At 46.7% G+C, this 15,886-nt stretch carries 13 protein-coding genes; 12 read left to right on the top strand and 1 reads right to left on the bottom strand.

Annotated elements, in window-relative coordinates:
• Positions 1-371: 371 nt before the first annotated feature.
• From DW645_RS08690 to DW645_RS08655, 8 genes are all read left to right on the top strand, one after another.
• Positions 372-1,319 carry a glycosyltransferase gene (locus DW645_RS08690; RefSeq protein WP_158564977.1) on the top strand — a complete coding sequence of 316 codons (948 nt, stop codon included), beginning with the start codon at positions 372-374 and terminating at the stop codon, positions 1,317-1,319.
• A 44-nt stretch (positions 1,320-1,363) separates the two neighbouring features.
• A complete protein-coding gene (locus tag DW645_RS08685) occupies positions 1,364-2,608 on the top strand; it encodes a lipopolysaccharide biosynthesis protein (protein ID WP_118227254.1) in 1,245 nt (414 codons plus the stop codon).
• A 4-nt stretch (positions 2,609-2,612) separates the two neighbouring features.
• Positions 2,613-3,473, top strand: coding sequence for a phosphorylcholine transferase LicD (locus tag DW645_RS08680; RefSeq protein WP_158568713.1), 861 nt, complete (start codon positions 2,613-2,615; stop codon positions 3,471-3,473).
• 33 nt (positions 3,474-3,506) lie between these two features.
• Entirely contained in the window at positions 3,507-4,652 is a 1,146-nt protein-coding gene (locus DW645_RS08675) for a glycosyltransferase family 4 protein (protein WP_117786524.1), read from the top strand.
• Between the two features lie 112 nt (positions 4,653-4,764).
• Positions 4,765-6,741: a DUF2142 domain-containing protein gene (locus DW645_RS08670; RefSeq protein WP_158564980.1), complete on the top strand. Its 1,977-nt coding sequence runs from the start codon at positions 4,765-4,767 to the stop codon at positions 6,739-6,741.
• 330 nt (positions 6,742-7,071) lie between these two features.
• Positions 7,072-7,803: a glycosyltransferase family 2 protein gene (locus DW645_RS08665; RefSeq protein WP_229025531.1), complete on the top strand. Its 732-nt coding sequence runs from the start codon at positions 7,072-7,074 to the stop codon at positions 7,801-7,803.
• Positions 7,803-8,156: a DUF2304 domain-containing protein gene (locus DW645_RS08660; protein WP_117786521.1), complete on the top strand. Its 354-nt coding sequence runs from the start codon at positions 7,803-7,805 to the stop codon at positions 8,154-8,156. Before DW645_RS08665 ends, DW645_RS08660 begins: the two co-directional genes overlap by 1 nt.
• 258 nt (positions 8,157-8,414) lie before the next feature.
• A complete protein-coding gene (locus DW645_RS08655) occupies positions 8,415-10,262 on the top strand; it encodes an N-acetylmuramoyl-L-alanine amidase family protein (RefSeq protein ID WP_117786520.1) in 1,848 nt (615 codons plus the stop codon).
• A gap of 191 nt (positions 10,263-10,453) precedes the next feature.
• On the opposite strand, the gene DW645_RS08650 is transcribed toward DW645_RS08655, so the two are convergent.
• Positions 10,454-12,925 (bottom strand): glycosyltransferase, encoded by a 2,472-nt coding sequence (locus DW645_RS08650; RefSeq protein ID WP_117786519.1) that lies wholly within the window; start codon positions 12,923-12,925, stop codon positions 10,454-10,456.
• Positions 12,926-13,081: 156 nt separating this feature from the next.
• On the opposite strand from DW645_RS08650, the gene rfbA reads away from it, so the two are divergent.
• The 4 genes from rfbA to DW645_RS08630 all read left to right on the top strand — a co-directional run.
• Complete coding sequence (gene rfbA, locus DW645_RS08645; RefSeq protein ID WP_118227252.1) at positions 13,082-13,981, top strand: glucose-1-phosphate thymidylyltransferase RfbA; 900 nt, start codon at positions 13,082-13,084, stop codon at positions 13,979-13,981.
• A gap of 94 nt (positions 13,982-14,075) precedes the next feature.
• Positions 14,076-14,513 (top strand): DUF4869 domain-containing protein, encoded by a 438-nt coding sequence (locus tag DW645_RS08640; RefSeq protein ID WP_117786258.1) that lies wholly within the window; start codon positions 14,076-14,078, stop codon positions 14,511-14,513.
• 9 nt (positions 14,514-14,522) lie between these two features.
• Positions 14,523-15,497 carry a hypothetical protein gene (locus tag DW645_RS08635; protein WP_118227251.1) on the top strand — a complete coding sequence of 325 codons (975 nt, stop codon included), beginning with the start codon at positions 14,523-14,525 and terminating at the stop codon, positions 15,495-15,497.
• A 75-nt stretch (positions 15,498-15,572) separates the two neighbouring features.
• Positions 15,573-15,886, top strand: a 314-nt coding sequence (locus tag DW645_RS08630; protein ID WP_118227261.1) for a GDP-mannose 4,6-dehydratase, incomplete at its 3' end; no start/stop codon positions are given.

The following is a 15,886-nucleotide window of genomic DNA, read 5'->3' as shown; positions in this document are numbered from 1 at the left end:
TTGGACAAGTGTCTTTAAAGGTGGGAGAAAGACACTGATTCTTAAGGGACTCTTTTCCAATTGAGGTGCTTTGATTTGGCAAGCGGTTTCATGAGAAGGCAGTCATAAACTGTATGCACTTCCGGTGCGCAGGATTTTAATTCTCTACGAGCTTCCTTTTCAGATTATTTTGAAAAGCCAACCATCTCGCTCCCTCTAGGGGGGCGAGATGTCGGTGTTGGTGTTAAAAATTACGGGAGCACCATTCAATTTGCCGCCATGTATTATCTAAAGGCCGAGCCTTCTCCTGTCTTTTTTGAGCGTAATAAACAACACCTTAAATCTCTAATGATTGCTTTGCTAATCTTGAAAACATGACTTTGGGAGGATTTTTGGAAATAGAAAAGGGAAATGGTACAGGCGTATGCGTACTTCTTTCAGCATATAAACCTGATCTTAAGTTTTTCGCCGCTCAACTTGATTCGATTGATGAACAAACGTTTCCGGTTACGCTTTTGGTCAGAAATGACTGCCCCGAATCGGCCTCTTTAGAGGGGTTTATCCAAGAGCATATAAAGAAAAACGCCTATCGTTATTATCATGGCGATAAAAATCTCGGTTATGTCAAATCGTTCGAGGCACTACTCTCTTTGGCAGAAGGGGATTACGTAGTATTTTGCGATCAAGATGATATTTGGGAGCCTAACAGAGTTCAAGTTTCGCTCAACCATATGCTAGAAGAAGGCTCAATTCTTGATGTTTGCGATAGATCGGTAATCGACGAAAACGGAAACATGCTGGTAGAGAGCTACAGAAAAGCTCATCCAAATTCGCCTGAAGTAAATTGGTGCTCCGGAGAGGATATTACTATTCAGGCTGCAAGTGTATGCTACGGCATTGGTATGGCTCTCATGCTAGATGCGAGTGCTGCTAAGTCGATGATTCCCTTTCCGGAATCCACTGCACATGATTTGTGGTTGACATTGGGCTGCAGCGAACTGGGGAAGTGCAGTTTTACAACGACTCCCTTGGTTAAGTATCGTCGACATGGCGGGAATGAAACTGGATTCCTTGCGGGTGTTGCTTCAAAAGATGATTGGTATTTAACAAGAGTTAAAAACAGGGTTGATACAGCTAAGCAATTTGCCGAAAGATTTCCTGATTCACCGCACCTAAAGGAAATAATGGGGTTCGCCGATGCAAGAGAGCGACGCTCCATAATTGGCTTGCTTAAATATCGACGAGCTTGCCCGTCCATTGCTAAAGCTGAAATCGTTATGCGACTTGTACCGAATTGGCTGTTTCTTTTGATTTTAAACATGATTAAAGAAGCAAAATAGCTTCGTATCCGAATCGCGACTTGTTCAGAAGGGCGCTTATATTTGTGGAAGCCACAGAGAAGACTCTTTCGATTAAACACAATATGTTCTGGAATACCGTTGGCTCGTTGACGAATTTAGGCTGTCAATGGCTAATCACTATATTGGTCGTTCGACTGTCTGATGGATATAGTGCTGCTGGAATTTATTCCCTTGCTATGTCTATTTTCAACATGTTTTCTCAATTGGCCCAATACAGGATGTACACGGTACAAATTGCAGATGTTGAAAGGAAAAACTCTGCTGGTGAATACCTGACTTTTCGTTTCTTTACTACGTTTATGGCGTTTGCAATGTTGGCCGTCTATTCCATTGCGACGTGTCGTATTGATACGGTGCCTGCTGTTCTTTTGTATGCTCTCTATAAAACCGCCGGCTTAGTTATTGATGTCATGCATGCCAATGATCAGGTTGGCCATAGGATGGACTATATTGGGAAATCCCTCATAATGCAGGGCATTGGTTCTCTCCTTTCGTTCATTGTTGTCTTTGGGCTGTTAAATAGCCTCGAAGGTGCATTGTTGCTAATGACGGTAGTGACTATAGGTATCGATGTTATTTACGATTATCCGAGATCAAATCGAATCTCTGCAATCAAACTTGGAATTACCCAAGCGAAGGTCAGAGCTTTCCTATGTGGCTGTTTGCCCATCGTTCTGGGCGGCATTGCTGCTTCTGCGGCGCCGAATATTCCAAGGCAGTATTTATCTTATACATTCGGAGATTCTGCTCTAGGCATTTATGCATCAGTTGCTGCTCCCGTGGCAATTATCCAAATGGGTGCGACGTATATCTATAATCCTTTATTAGGTTATTTAGTAGAGCGTTACTATTCTAGGGAAAAGTCCTTTTTTACGCTTATAGGTAAAATACTTGCCGGTATTTTATTTGTCGGCGTCATATCAGCAGTTGCGCTTTTCTTTTTCGGCAAATTATTGCTGTCTTTGTTTTATGGCGCTGGAATAGCCAAACATTCTGATCTCCTTCAGCCTATGTTGGCTTGTGCCTTTTTGACTGGCATTGCTTGGTTTGTCAACGATTTGCTGGTTTCTCTTGATAACTACCGAGGGGTATTTGTTGGCAGCATATTGTCCTTAATCAGTGCTGTTGCTGTCATGGCTCCCGCGCAAGTGTTGTTTGGCTTAAATGGCCCTACTGTAACGGCGCTTATATCCAATGCTATTTGCCTTATTTATCAGTCTTTTGTTTTGGGGAAACAGACGCAAGAATGGTTTGGGGAAAAGAGATAGGCCGATGATGTCTAAAGCTCACGCGCTATTAAAGCTTCAAAACACTGAATTGGATATCCTTCAGGTTGTCGCTGCATTCTGCTCTAAGCACGGCATCAGGTGGTGGCTTGATGGCGGAACATGTTTAGGAGCAATGCGTCATAGGGGGTTTATCCCTTGGGATGATGATATAGATATCGGAATGATGCGTTCAGACTATGACCGCTTTTGCTCTTTAGCCGAGGATGGTTTACCGGAAGGATATTCGCTCCATACATCGCGGAATACTATTGGCTATGCTGCGATGTTTGCTAAGGTGTATCGCGATGAAACTCGCTTCGAGAATCAGGAGGCTCGAGAGGCTTCCAGTTCGATGGGTATTTTTGTCGACATCTTTCCATATGACCAGCTCTATACAGATAAACGCCTTCGTGCAAAACAAGTCCGAACTGCATCAATTGCACAGAAAAGAGCTTATTTATATCACTCTTCTTCCATTGTTGTCCCTCATAAAGGGTTCCTTGGACAACTCGAGCAAATTGGTTGTTCTGCTATACACGTAGTGGAACGACTGGTTTCTCGAGGCGCATGCTCTTACCAGGATTTGTTCGACTCCTGTATTGCCGACTCAAATACGGGTGAGGTCTCTGATTATTGTCTGACGTTAAGCTGGCCGAATATGGCGCCAGTGCCTTTTTCAGAGATTTTCCCTCTGAGCAGTGCGGTTTTCGAAGGCAGTGAATTCCCCGTTCCTCGTATGACGGATAAATATCTTACAACGATGTATGGCGAATGGAAGAAAATTCCGGAGCCGGAAAATCGACATACCCATCTTCCTCTTCTGCTTGACTTTGGGGATGGTGAAGTCTGGACTGCGCAGAATTAAGGATATGAAATCTTTACCAGATGAGGTTATGTAATGAGTTCTTCTATTTGTATTTTCACCCATCATTATCACCCGCAACTTAGTGGAATTGGTAATTTTGTCGATGGTCTCGCTCATGCCCTAGCTGCCCGCGGCGACAGGGTGGTTATCGTTACTAATGATTCAATGCGCGTAGGAGTCGGTCATTCAGTCGAAAACGGTCTCGAGATAATTCGGCTTCCATGTATTTCATTGCTTGATGGAAGGCTTCCTCTTCCCAAAAAAACCGGCGATTATTACCGGCTCCTGCAAAGCCTTGATGATTATGAGTGGGACGGCGTACTTATCAACACGAGGCTTTTCCCCCTCTCACTCGAAGGGCTGAAGTTTGCTGTGGATCATAACACTAGGGCCGTCGTTCTCGACCATGGTTCAGCGTATCTTTCTTTCAATCAGCCATTCCTTGATTATTTTGTGCGCCGATATGAGGATTGGATTACTGATCGCGTAAAGACGTTTGAACCTGATTTCTATGGGATTTCTTCTAAAAGCGTTGAATGGCTTCAGCATTTTAATATCGGTGCAAAGGGCGTAATATCGAACTCAATCAATGCTTCAATTTATAGGAGCATCTCTTCGGGTAGAGATTTCCGATCAGAATTAGGTGTCCCTCAATCATCTTTAGTTGTGGCTTTTGTTGGGCGGTTTATTCCTGAAAAGGGAATTTATTCAATTATTGAGGCAGCTCGCGCAAAGGATATTACCAAGCGTGATATTTGTTTTGTTCTTGCAGGGGATGGTCCGCTGGCCAATGAAGTCAAGGAAGCCTGTTCGTCGAACTTGTTTTGGCTTGGGAGATGTAGCGCAGAGGACATTTCCTCCTTACTTCAGCAAGCAGATGTGCTTTGTCTTCCAACTCGGTCCGAAGGCTTTTCGACGGTACTTCTTGAGGCTTCAGCTTGCGGAACGCCTGCTGTGGTAACAGATGTGGGAGGCGCGCACGAGCTTATTCCAGATGATAGCTACGGCACGATAATTCAGTCCATGTCATCTGATGAGGTGGTTTCGGCATTATGCAGGCTTTTTGATGATCGAAAGCTGCTTTCTCTACAGTCTCGAAACTCTAGGGCCCTTGTTGAAAATCGATATAGCTGGGACGCCACTGCTATAGATGTCGAGAAGGCGTTTTGTATTTGCTAAGTGATACTTGGCTGGCTTTTACTTAGCTTTTGAGTGAAGTTGGATCTAAGACCCGAATTTGTTATTGTCGACTTATCCTATTCGATTTTGTCTTTAGTTGGAGATGCACGTTTTGAATAATCCTGCAATTAAGAAAAGCGAGTACGCGCTTGCCATCTTTGGGCTGGGACTTCTTTTGTTAGCTGTCGCGACATCATTGCACTATAAGAATTTAAATCTATTCATTCTTGAACTCTTTTGCGATGTCGTTGCTGTTGCGTGCTTATATTTGCAACCGAAATCACAGTCGAGCGGTGATGCTATTCGTCAGATAACCGTTCTCGTCGCGTCCAGTATCCTCAGCAGCTTTCTGCTAGTTTTCATCATATTGGCTGGCGCGAAGACGTTTGGCCCCTTCGGTCTTGGTGCATGGAATATCTCAGGTCTGGTTATATGCTTTCATTTAGTTTTAGCGTTCCAGGGAATTGAGCTTTGCTATGGCCTGATGAAGAGCTTCGTAACCTCGGTTAAGAAAACTGATGCTAAGAAGTGTTTCTTTTATTTGGCGGTTTTTGTTGGCTTTGCTGTTTTAATCGCTTTTATTGGCATTCCGCTCGATAAGTCAAAGACGGTGTTGTTCGCGTCTGCTTTGCCCATTACGGTTTTGATCGGATTGATTGCTATTAATGGGGGCATTTCTTATCTGAAGCCCGAACTGTTCGCTTTCGCATGCATTGTCTCAATTGGTCTATCCGTAATTATTTGCTTTCCCGTTACAAATTTTTTGACATGGGATGATGAGGTCCACTATGGAAATGCAAACAGTTTTTCCTACCTCACAAATGCTGAAATAACAAATTCTGACCGAATGATAGTCGAGCAGTTTTATATGGGGGACGGCTTTAGTTTGGATGCAGCTTTGGGTAAGTACCCAATAGATGAAACAAGAGAGTTTAACCGTGGCTCTGTTGAGCAATTGGTCAGAGAGGCTGATAAAAATGATTTAGCTGAAGGTATCGAACGTTTTAATTGTTTTGATAGTGTGGCTCTTTCTAAAATTGCCTATATTCCTTCATCTATCGGCCTTTGTTTGGGTCGCTTGCTTCATCTCCCATTCTCTATCAAATTTGCATTGGGTAAAATTTTTAATTTGTTTGCGTATGCAGTTATCTGCGGAATCGCAATTCGTATAGCCCCTTGCAGAAAATGTCTTTTCACTTGTATTGCGTTGTTCCCGTCTGCTGTGTTAATGGCAGCCAGTTACTCGTATGATCCCTGTGTGATATCGTTCAGTTTGCTAGGAACAGCTCTTTTGTTGAAGATGCTTATTTCTGAAGAGGATATTTCTGCTAAAACGTTCTTCGCATTTCTACTATCTTTTGCAATCGGGTTTGCAGCTAAAGCGATTTATTTTCCCTTATTTGGACTTGCGCTTTTAATTCCTGCAAATAAATATGTTTCAAGCAAGCAAAGACGTATCTTGATTGGTACTGCTCTATTCGTTTGTGCCATTATGATCCTATCTTTCTTGACGCCATATTTCTCATCTGTCGTAAATAATATTTCTGATGCACGTGGTGGCTCCGAAGTCTCTACGGCTGGTCAAACGACGGGAGTGCTTGCAAATCCAGTTGGAACTATAGCTGTAATCTCGAATTTCGTTTTTGGATCGATGCTGACCCCGGCGTTTCTCAATTCAATATCAACGAATATGGCTTATCTTGGGGACGTGTCTAATCTGTTCCCATGGCTTTCGTATCTCCCCATCATGCTGTTTGAAGCTATTTGCATTATTGATAATGAAAAAGATACTAAAATAAAGCTTAGCCGTTGCGGAATTGTTTGGACTCTATTCCTGGTTCTTGCTACTTGCCACCTAGTTGCTTTGGCTCTATACATCGCTTTTACAGGAGTTGGAAGCCAGACAGTTGCGGGTGTCCAAGCGCGATATCTCATACCTTTGATAATACCTTTTGCCTGTCTATTGCTCAGGTTCCCTATTTACTGCGATGAGGAGGTGAAGGCTAAAGTTACAGCCTTTATGCTCGGGGCTCCATTTGCGCTGCTGTATTTTGTGATGTTCGAGCTTCTGTATATCCGTTTTTTCTAAATTAGCGATATAGGTCATGGTTATAGTAGGAGTGGGCAATTAGTTGGATTCGATTGGATCGAATGGGACGGCGTTGAGGGTTCGCTCAGGACATGCGCCCCGTATTTGAGGCAGAACTGCAAGGGGTCCTTTTCCTGCGGTGATGGATGGGGACTCCATGTGTGCCCTAGTTGAGCAAGCTAAATATCTAAGCTTGAGATGTAACTTCCTAATGGTTAGACAGGATAAAGTAAACTTAAGTCTGAGTTAAGCTATGCGTTGGACTGTAAGAGTCGCAAATTCTTTGGGCGTCGCTAAGAGCCAACTGTTTTTGGAATGGATGAATCTCGATTGTCTTTTACTTCAACGACATGTTCAAAAGGACATCTGCGTGTTCTCGTAATAATTCCTGCCTATAACGAACAGGAGTGCATTCTCAATACCGTTGCAGCTATAAAAGCTGCGGGTTATGACTATGTCGTAATCAACGACGGCTCACAAGATACAACGCTTGAGCTTTGTCGAGAGCATGGTATCAACATATTGGATTTGCCGCAGAACCTTGGTATCGGTGGAGCGGTCCAAGCGGGCCATAAATATGCCCAGAGATTTGGCTATGATATCGACATTCAGGTTGACGGCGATGGCCAACATGATCCTTCTTATATTCCTGAGCTTGTAAAGCTGATTGAGAGCGGTGCGAGTTTGGCGATAGGCTCTCGATTTCTGGTTGAGACTGATGGTTTTCAATCAACTTTTATGCGTCGTGTTGGAATCAGGTGGCTTTCATTTTTGCTCGAGTTGCTTACGGGTAAGGTGGTCACCGATCCCACTTCTGGCTTTAGGGCCTGCAATAAAGATGCTATCGACCTGTTCTGCAAGAGTTATCCTGATGACTACCCGGAGCCAGAGTCGATTGCTTTGGCTATGAAGCTTGGTCTTCCCGTTATGGAAGCGCCTGTAAAGATGAATGAGCGCCAAGGTGGACGTTCATCTATCGGGGGCTTCTCTTCCGTCTACTATATGGTCAAGGTTACGTTAGCCATTGTCCTTGTGTGCTGGGTTCATAGGGGAGACAAATAATGAATCTTATTTTGAGGATTGGTGCGGCCCTCTTTTTCGGCGGATTCCTCGTCTATGTTTTACGTCTCGTGTCCAACGGAAAGATGCTTCTTAAGTACTCTTTGCTGTGGATTTTGATGTGTATGGCGGCCTTGATCTGTGATTTATGTCCTCAGATTATTTATAGTTGTTCAACAGCTATTGGGTTTGTCAACCCGGCCAATTTCCTTTTTTTGGGTGCAATCGTGCTGTTGCTTGCAATCTCTCTGTCTCTTAGCGTTGCCGCGAGTCGTCATGTTTTGGCGATCAAAAACCTTACTCATAGGATTGCCCTGCTCGAAAAAGAGCTTGAGAAAAGGTCTGATCATGAATGAGCTCAATACATGGTTTGATTCAGTTCCTTCGGCTATCCCTCATTAGGGCTCCTAAGTTTGTGCACCATTGATCGCGCTCGACTGCTGGTTGTGGATTGTCTAACAAATAGACAATCCCTATGTTGAGTGTCTTATCGTTTTATCTGGTGCAACGTATCAAGCGAGTTGTCTTGCATATTAATTAATTTGGGAACTGCATCTCTGGGTCGACTGCATCTGGATATTCAAAGGTTAATTTGATTTGGCGAGAAGAGAAAAATGATGAAAAATCGACATCTGAGTTTAATCAGCGTGGTTTGTCTAACATCTATTTGTTTCATCTCTCTTTTATGGCCCGCAATCGCATTTTCATTAACTGAAGATTGCGTGGCTGAAGGCACTGATGGCTCTTTGGTTCAATCGGGTCAGGAAGCATTTGGGACATCAGGTAGCGATCGTTTGACTTTGGATTCCGATAATTTCAAAGCATCTATCGATTCGTCGATATATGAATATACTGGCGATGTGATTACTCCTGATGTCTCTGTTTTGACTGCCAGCGGTTCTGTGCTAGCAAGCGGAATCGATTATGAAGTCACGTATTCAGATAATGTTGCCCCTGGCTGCGCCACTATAAGAGTGAATGGGCTAGGGAATTACGCCGGCGTTACCTCTCAACTGTCGTTCCAGATCGTTCGTTCCTCTGATAATAACATCGCTCTTCCTGGTTCTTGGGCCTACCAAAACGGTAAATGGTGGTGGAGATATGAGGCTGGTGGTTGGCCGTCAAACTGTTTTCTGTCCATTAGAGGGGCGGAGTATTATTTTGATTCCGAAGGTTATGCAGCTACTGGCTGGAAATACTTGAACGATGGCTGGCATTTATTTTCTAACTCCTGTGCACATTTGAAGGGATGGGCTGCCACCGGTGGGCGCTGGTTCTACCTTGACGAGACATCGGGTTCAATGAAGACCGGCTGGGTTTTAATTGATGATAGCTGGTACTATTTGGACAGTTCGGGCGCTATGCAGACCGGGTGGTTACTCCTTGGCAATACTTGGTACTGGCTTGAGCCTTCTGGATTAATGGCTACGGGCTTTAGGCTTGTTAACGGCTCTTTGTATCATTTTTCCGAATCCGGTTCTATGAGCTCCGGTTGGTTTATTAACGATGGGGCATGGTATTGCTCCAACGCATCGGGAGAGATTCGTACCGGGTGGTTTTACAATGGTTCTAGCTGGTATTTGCTAGACCCCAATAATAATGGCGCCATGCTGGAAGGATTTCAAACTGTAAATGGCTCCATTTATTATTTGGATCCGGATAGCGGCGGTGCATTAAAGTGCAACACTTGGGTCTTCTCACAAGATGAAAACGTATATTATGCGTGCAGCAGTGGTGCGATTGTGCTTTCGGGCGTCAAGGACGGCGCGGGTGGAATTAAGCTCAGGGATCCCGAGGGAAAGCCTGTCGCTGGCTGGTATTGGTCCTCAGCTGCACAGGTGTGGTTTTACACAGACTCAGATGGGGTTCTGCAGCGCGGTTGGCGATTCATTGACGGTAGGTGGTATCACCTCGACAACGAATCCGGAGCTATGAATACTGGCTGGTTCCTCGATGATGATGGAACGTGGTACTACCTTATGTCTTCTGGACAAATGGTAAATGGCTGGAACAGAATTGGAGACTCCGAGTATTTCTTTAATGCCTCAGGTGCTTGGGTGGAGCCTGAGCACTCCGCGCGCGCCTCCTTGCAGTCCCAGATCGTTAATCGTTGCCATAGCGTTCCTTCTCCTGGGGCGGGACTGTGCTCGGAGTGGGTTAGCCATGTGTTTTACCCCGTGCTGGGGTCATATCCCAACGGCGACGCATGCGACATGTTCTGGAATTGGTGTTACAGCCGAGATATATCTCAGCTTAAAGTTGGAATGATCGTTGCGGTCCCTACGCATACTCATACAAGTGCTGGTGCCCGCTGGGGCCATATTGCTATTTATATCGGAAACGGTATGGTTATGGATAACATCGGTTACATCAGGACAACATCACTTGCTTGGTGGCTGAACTACTACCACACTACCGCTATACCACAGTGGGGCTGGGTTTTAAATACGCCTTTGGAATGATGCGGATTCTGGCCAGCATGCGGAATCAACGCCTGCTTGTGTATCGAATCACAAACGCTTCTTAACTGTATATCATGTATGGAATGCAATTATTCATAGTAAGGGAATCGAGGGTTGACCCTCGATTCCCTTATCTATTAGTCGCATTTTAATAAGGTTAAAATTAGAAAGCGCAGAATTAAGCTAACACTTTATAAATGATAGTAGCGATTTCCGGGTTCTCCCACGCTGAAATTTGGGTTAATGTACGGATCGCCTTCGACATAGTATTTTGCCCAGCGATAATTCATGTATGCGACTTCTTTGTGGAACCGAATCTGCTTTTCCGTATTGTTTTCAACGCCTCTAGAAATCGACTCGTAGTGATAGAGCTCGACTTCGGGCGTGTATACGATCAGGTCGTTAATCTCGCGTAGCTTTAAGCAAAAGTCAACATCATTAAATGCAACTTGAAGCTCTTCGGTGAAACCTCCGACTTTCTCATATTCGCTACGCTTGGTCATTATGCAAGCTGCAGTGACAGCGCTGAAGTCTTGTTGCGCATCGTTGAGTGCAAAGTAGCCCCAATTATTCCTTGGCATGCTCTGGCAAAGATGTCCCGCCACGCCGCCAGTGACGCATAGGCCCGCGTGCTGAATGGTGTTGTCGGGATAGTAGAGTTTTGCACCGACTGCGCCAACATCCTCACGTGCGCAGATGCCAAGCATGGTCTCGATCCAATTGGGCGTAATTACCTCAGTATCGTTATTCAATAGCAAGAGATAGTCGCCCTTGGCGTGAGCAACGCCAAAGTTCATGAGCTTGGAGAAATTGAATTCGTGTTCCCAAGTTACAAGACGAACGATGTCAGGATATTTTGCTTGCAACTTATCGTAATAATCGAACGTCACCTTTTCTGTGCTGTTGTTTTCGATTATGACGAGCTCGTAATTGTCGTACGTTGATTTCTCAACAATTGATGTAATGCAGTTGTTCAGAATGTCGGCGTGGTCTTTAGTCGGGATGATAATTGACACGAGTGGGTGGGAATCTGGCACAGCGTAGGTTACTTTATATGTAAAGGGACGACGCGCTTGTTCGACCTTCGCATTGAGCCCAAGCCTGTCCAAATGACTCTGGACCGCTTTGATACCTGCGATAGTGGCATACGGCTTGCTATCGGCATTTGCTGCGGTGGAGGTCTCGCTTAGGCGCCAGTGGTATAGAACCTTCGCAACATGATGAACTTTCCTTGCCTTTTCCACGGCGCGGAGAGTCAGATTATGATCCTGTGCTCCATCGAACTCTTTTGTGTTCGGCTCTAGAGTGTCTAGCAGGGACTTACGGATGGTAAGCATGTGGCAGATATAGTTATTGTTTCTGAGCAGATCGATATTGAAATCCGGCTTAAAGAACGGCTGCGCTAACTTTCCATCGGGCATGAGTTTATCTTCATCACAATAAAGAAGATCGACGCCATTATTGTTTTCAATTGCCTCGGCATATGAGAACAACAAGTCCGGTTCAAGAATGTCGTCATGGTCAAAGAAGCTAACGAAATCGCCCGAAGCTACGGCAACGCCTGCGTTTGTGTTTTCGGAAATACCCTTATTTTCGGTAAGATTAATTGACTTAATTCTGTTGTCGCGGGCTGTTTCCTGCTCAACGCGAGCCTTTAGTTCCTGATTGTCAGGGCTTGCATTAACTAGGAGGAGCTCCCAGTTTGCATAAGACTGGTTTTTTACGGATTCGACCATATCGTTAAAAAACGAAATGGGCGTGTTGTAAAGAGGGACAATGATGCTGAATTTCGGAGCGCTATTGAAGACGATTTTTCTCTGCTTCTCCAGTGCGCCAATGGTTGCCTTATGCTCTGTAAACCATTCGGGGTATTCAGGGTCAAACTGCGCATGGGTAAAGAGGAAGTTGGTCTCCTCAAGAAGCAAGCCTAATTTATCAGGCGTTAAGCAGTCAAATGCACTGAATGAAGGGTGATTTTGATCGCCAATTATAAAGTAGTAACGATCAAACGCCTTTGGCATGCGGATCGAGAGCTGTGTTTCAAGTTGTTTTTTCTCGGATGTAAATCCAACACTCGTTACATTTGAGCCGAAGTTGACTATGCTCAGCTCAACCTCATTGAGGAACCGATCGAGGCAGCGAAGTTTGATTTGCGAGTCGTTGCGGTACGGTGTTCTAACCGTGCACCTCAGGATATACTCGTTTGAATCTTCGATGCACTGCCAAAAATCAATCGTCGCCATCTCAAACTCTGAAACGTCATCGTAATTTCTGAGTTTGCTGCACATGTCAGGTTTAATTTTGTAGTTAAGACGCGACTCCCATTTGATGTTCTTGCAATTGAGCGAAAGGGAGTCGCTGCTCAGGTTACGACCGTCTTTGCCGATTTCGCTAAACTCAATTTTGATTGCGCGAGCATCGGGATCGGGGATTACAAGGACGTATGAGTTCGAATCACAGCTATTGTCCCGGAATTTTAGGAGGGATAAAGGCAAGCAGCGGTTATCGTCTGTAGCCGCCTGGGCTGTTACGCTGGAGCCTTTATGGATGCCTTCAATCTTAAGCTGCTGGTAGATTTTCCAGTTTCCTCTGCATACTCCGGTTGTTTCGACTCGCATTGTTTGCCTTTCGTTTGTTGGACACTGCTCATTGTACTTTTTCATTTGTTGCCTCGCTAGAAATGCAGAAAGAGTTGCGTGTTTCTGCTGTCCGATTTAAATAAGAAGACGGGGAGGTTGCTGCCGGTGCGTATAATTTAATTAACTATGCATCTGTAATCAGCGGCTTTTGCTCAACGATTGTCAATCGAGAGGATTTTTATGAAAGGCATCATCCTCGCCGGCGGGTCCGGCACGCGCCTGTACCCGCTCACGCTCGTGACCTCCAAGCAGCTGCTGCCGGTCTACGACAAGCCCATGATCTACTACCCGCTGTCCACCCTCATGCTGGCGGGCATCCGGGACATCCTGGTCATCTCCACGCCGACGGACCTCCCCAACTTCGAGCGCCTGCTCGGGGACGGCTCGCGCTACGGCGTGAACCTGTCCTACGCCGAGCAGCCCAGCCCCGACGGCCTGGCGCAGGCCTTCACCATCGGCGAGGACTTCATCGGCGGAGAGCCGTGCGCGCTGGTGCTCGGCGACAACATCTTCTACGGCAACGGCCTGTCGCGCCACCTGACGCGCGCCGTCCAGAACGCCGAGTCGGGCCGCGCCACGGTCTTCGGCTACCACGTGGACGACCCCGAGCGCTTCGGCGTCGTGGAGTTCGACGGCGAGGGGAGGGCCGTCTCCATCGAGGAGAAGCCCGAGTGCCCCAAGAGCTCCTACGCCGTCACCGGCCTGTACTTCTACCCGGGCGACGTGGCCGCCAAGGCGCATGAGGTCGAGCCGTCGGCCCGCGGCGAGCTGGAGATCACCACGCTCAACCAGATGTACCTGGAGGAGGGGACGCTGTCCGTGGTGACCCTCGGCCGCGGCTACGCGTGGCTGGACACCGGCACCATGGAGAGCCTCCACGAGGCGGCGGAGTTCGTCCGCGCCGTGGAGCACTCCCAGGACCTGCCGGTGTCCGTCCCCGAGGAGATCGCCTGGGAGAACGGCTGGATCACGACCGCCGAGCTGGAGGAGGCGGCCAAGGCCTACGGCAAGTCGGTCTACGGGCAGCACCTCAAGAAGGTCGCCGCCGGCGAGATCGTCAACAGCCCGCGCGAGTACTAGCGCAAGCTTGTTTTCTTTAGGGGTCACCGTTTATCTGGTGGCCCCTTTCGTTATGATTACGTTGACCATAAAGACAATATGATTGGGAGTGGATGTGTTAAGCGTCTACTTTGGCGATATGCCAGAAGCGATTTACAACACAGCGACATATTTCAAAAACTCTTACCGGTCTTCTTGGATTACGGATCCCTATGCAGTCTCGATAATTAAAGATGTCGATCGATCGGTTGTTGTCTCCGAAAACGTCATCGAAAGCCCTGTGCTTGGATCCATCTCCCCACTCCAGCTTTCTGGTGGCGTGAAAACGCTGCTGCTTATGAGATTTGATCGTAAGCATATTTTTAACGCTTCTACCTGTGGTGACAACTGTGCCAAGTGGATTCTCGACATGGCGAAAGGCCGCAAGCTCGTTGTGAATCTCTATCATGTGATGGACTTTGGTCGCGAGGATTTTAAAATTAAAGTCGTGAATAGCGGCCGAATCGTTCACAGCATGGCCGATTTGATTCACGAGTCGATCCCGTATCTGTAGGTACTGCTTATGAACGGTTCGCATCTCGTTAAGATTTCCCGCCGCAGGGGAACCAAGTACACATTTACCATCAAGCGGAACATCACTATTGTGCGTGGCGATAGCGGCACGGGTAAGACGACACTGTTTGACATGGTCGCAGACTACATGCGAACGGGCGAGCAGTCGGGCGTTTCCTTGCAATGCGATTGTCCCTGTGTCGCCCTGACCGATTATGATTGGCGAAACCAGCTTTCGTCCGTTCATGACTCGATTGTATTTGTCGATGAGGGCTTAAAAGAGATCCATTCTGATGAGTTTGCCCATCATGTGCTGTATTCCTCGAATTATTTCGTGCTGATCTCAAGGGCTGATTTCCCCAATCTTCCGTATAGCGTGGATGAGATTTACAAGATTAAGACGAGCGGAAAATACCATTCTTTCGTCCCTGTTTATCAAGATCGCGGGAATCATCGTTATGCTATTTCCCGGTCGGCGCCAAAACAGGACTTTTCTATCCTTCTATGCGAGGACAGTAAGTCTGGTTTCCAGTTCTTTGAACGGCATTTCGCTGACAGTGAGCTTACCTGCACTTCGGCCATGACGAACAGCGCGATTTTGCGCTGGTTGGATCAGCATCTCGACGATCGCGTGTTTGTTGTCGCGGACGGGGCGGCATTTGGGTGCTATGCGGACCGCGTCCTTAAGCTGCAAGACATTCACCGCGATACTGTTACGGTTTGTCTTCCCGAATCATTCGAGTGGCTTCTACTGAGCTCCGGCGTAATTTCAGGGCTAGATGTTAAGACGGTTTTGGAAACCCCAGAAGCCTTTGTAAACAGTGAGAAGTATAAAAGCTGGGAGGATTTCTTCTATAAGTACTTACGTGAAATAGCTGGGGATTCGGTTTTTCACTACGACAAAGACTGCATTTCGGAGGCGTTTTGTACAGGAGGTAATTCTGCGAAGGTTATGGCTCTTATCGCATGCCGAAATGTCCGATAGTTTTGTTGAATAGCGTCGCGGCGTCACTTCCTGCGGCATACTAAAGAAGCTGTACATGCTTCAGATTGGATTTTCATGTCTGAGATTTTCGAACCCAAGAACATCATCGTCACTGGCGGCTGCGGCTTCATCGGCAGCAACTTCGTGCACTACGTGGTCAACAACCACCCCGAGGTGCACGTCACCGTCCTGGACAAGCTGACCTACGCCGGCAACCCCGAGAACATCGCGGGCCTGCCCTCCGACCGCGTGGAGCTCGTGGTGGGCGACATCTGCGACGCCGAGCTGCTCGACCGCATCGTCCCGGGCCATGACGCCATCGTCCACTACGCCGCGGAGAGCCACAACGACAACTCCATCGCCGACCCGGAGCCCTTCCTGCGCACCAA

The sequence above is a fragment of the Collinsella sp. AM23-17 genome (genome assembly GCF_003470945.1).
Taxonomy (GTDB): domain Bacteria; phylum Actinomycetota; class Coriobacteriia; order Coriobacteriales; family Coriobacteriaceae; genus Collinsella; species Collinsella aerofaciens_O.
This window is presented reverse-complemented; position numbering and strand designations above follow the sequence as displayed.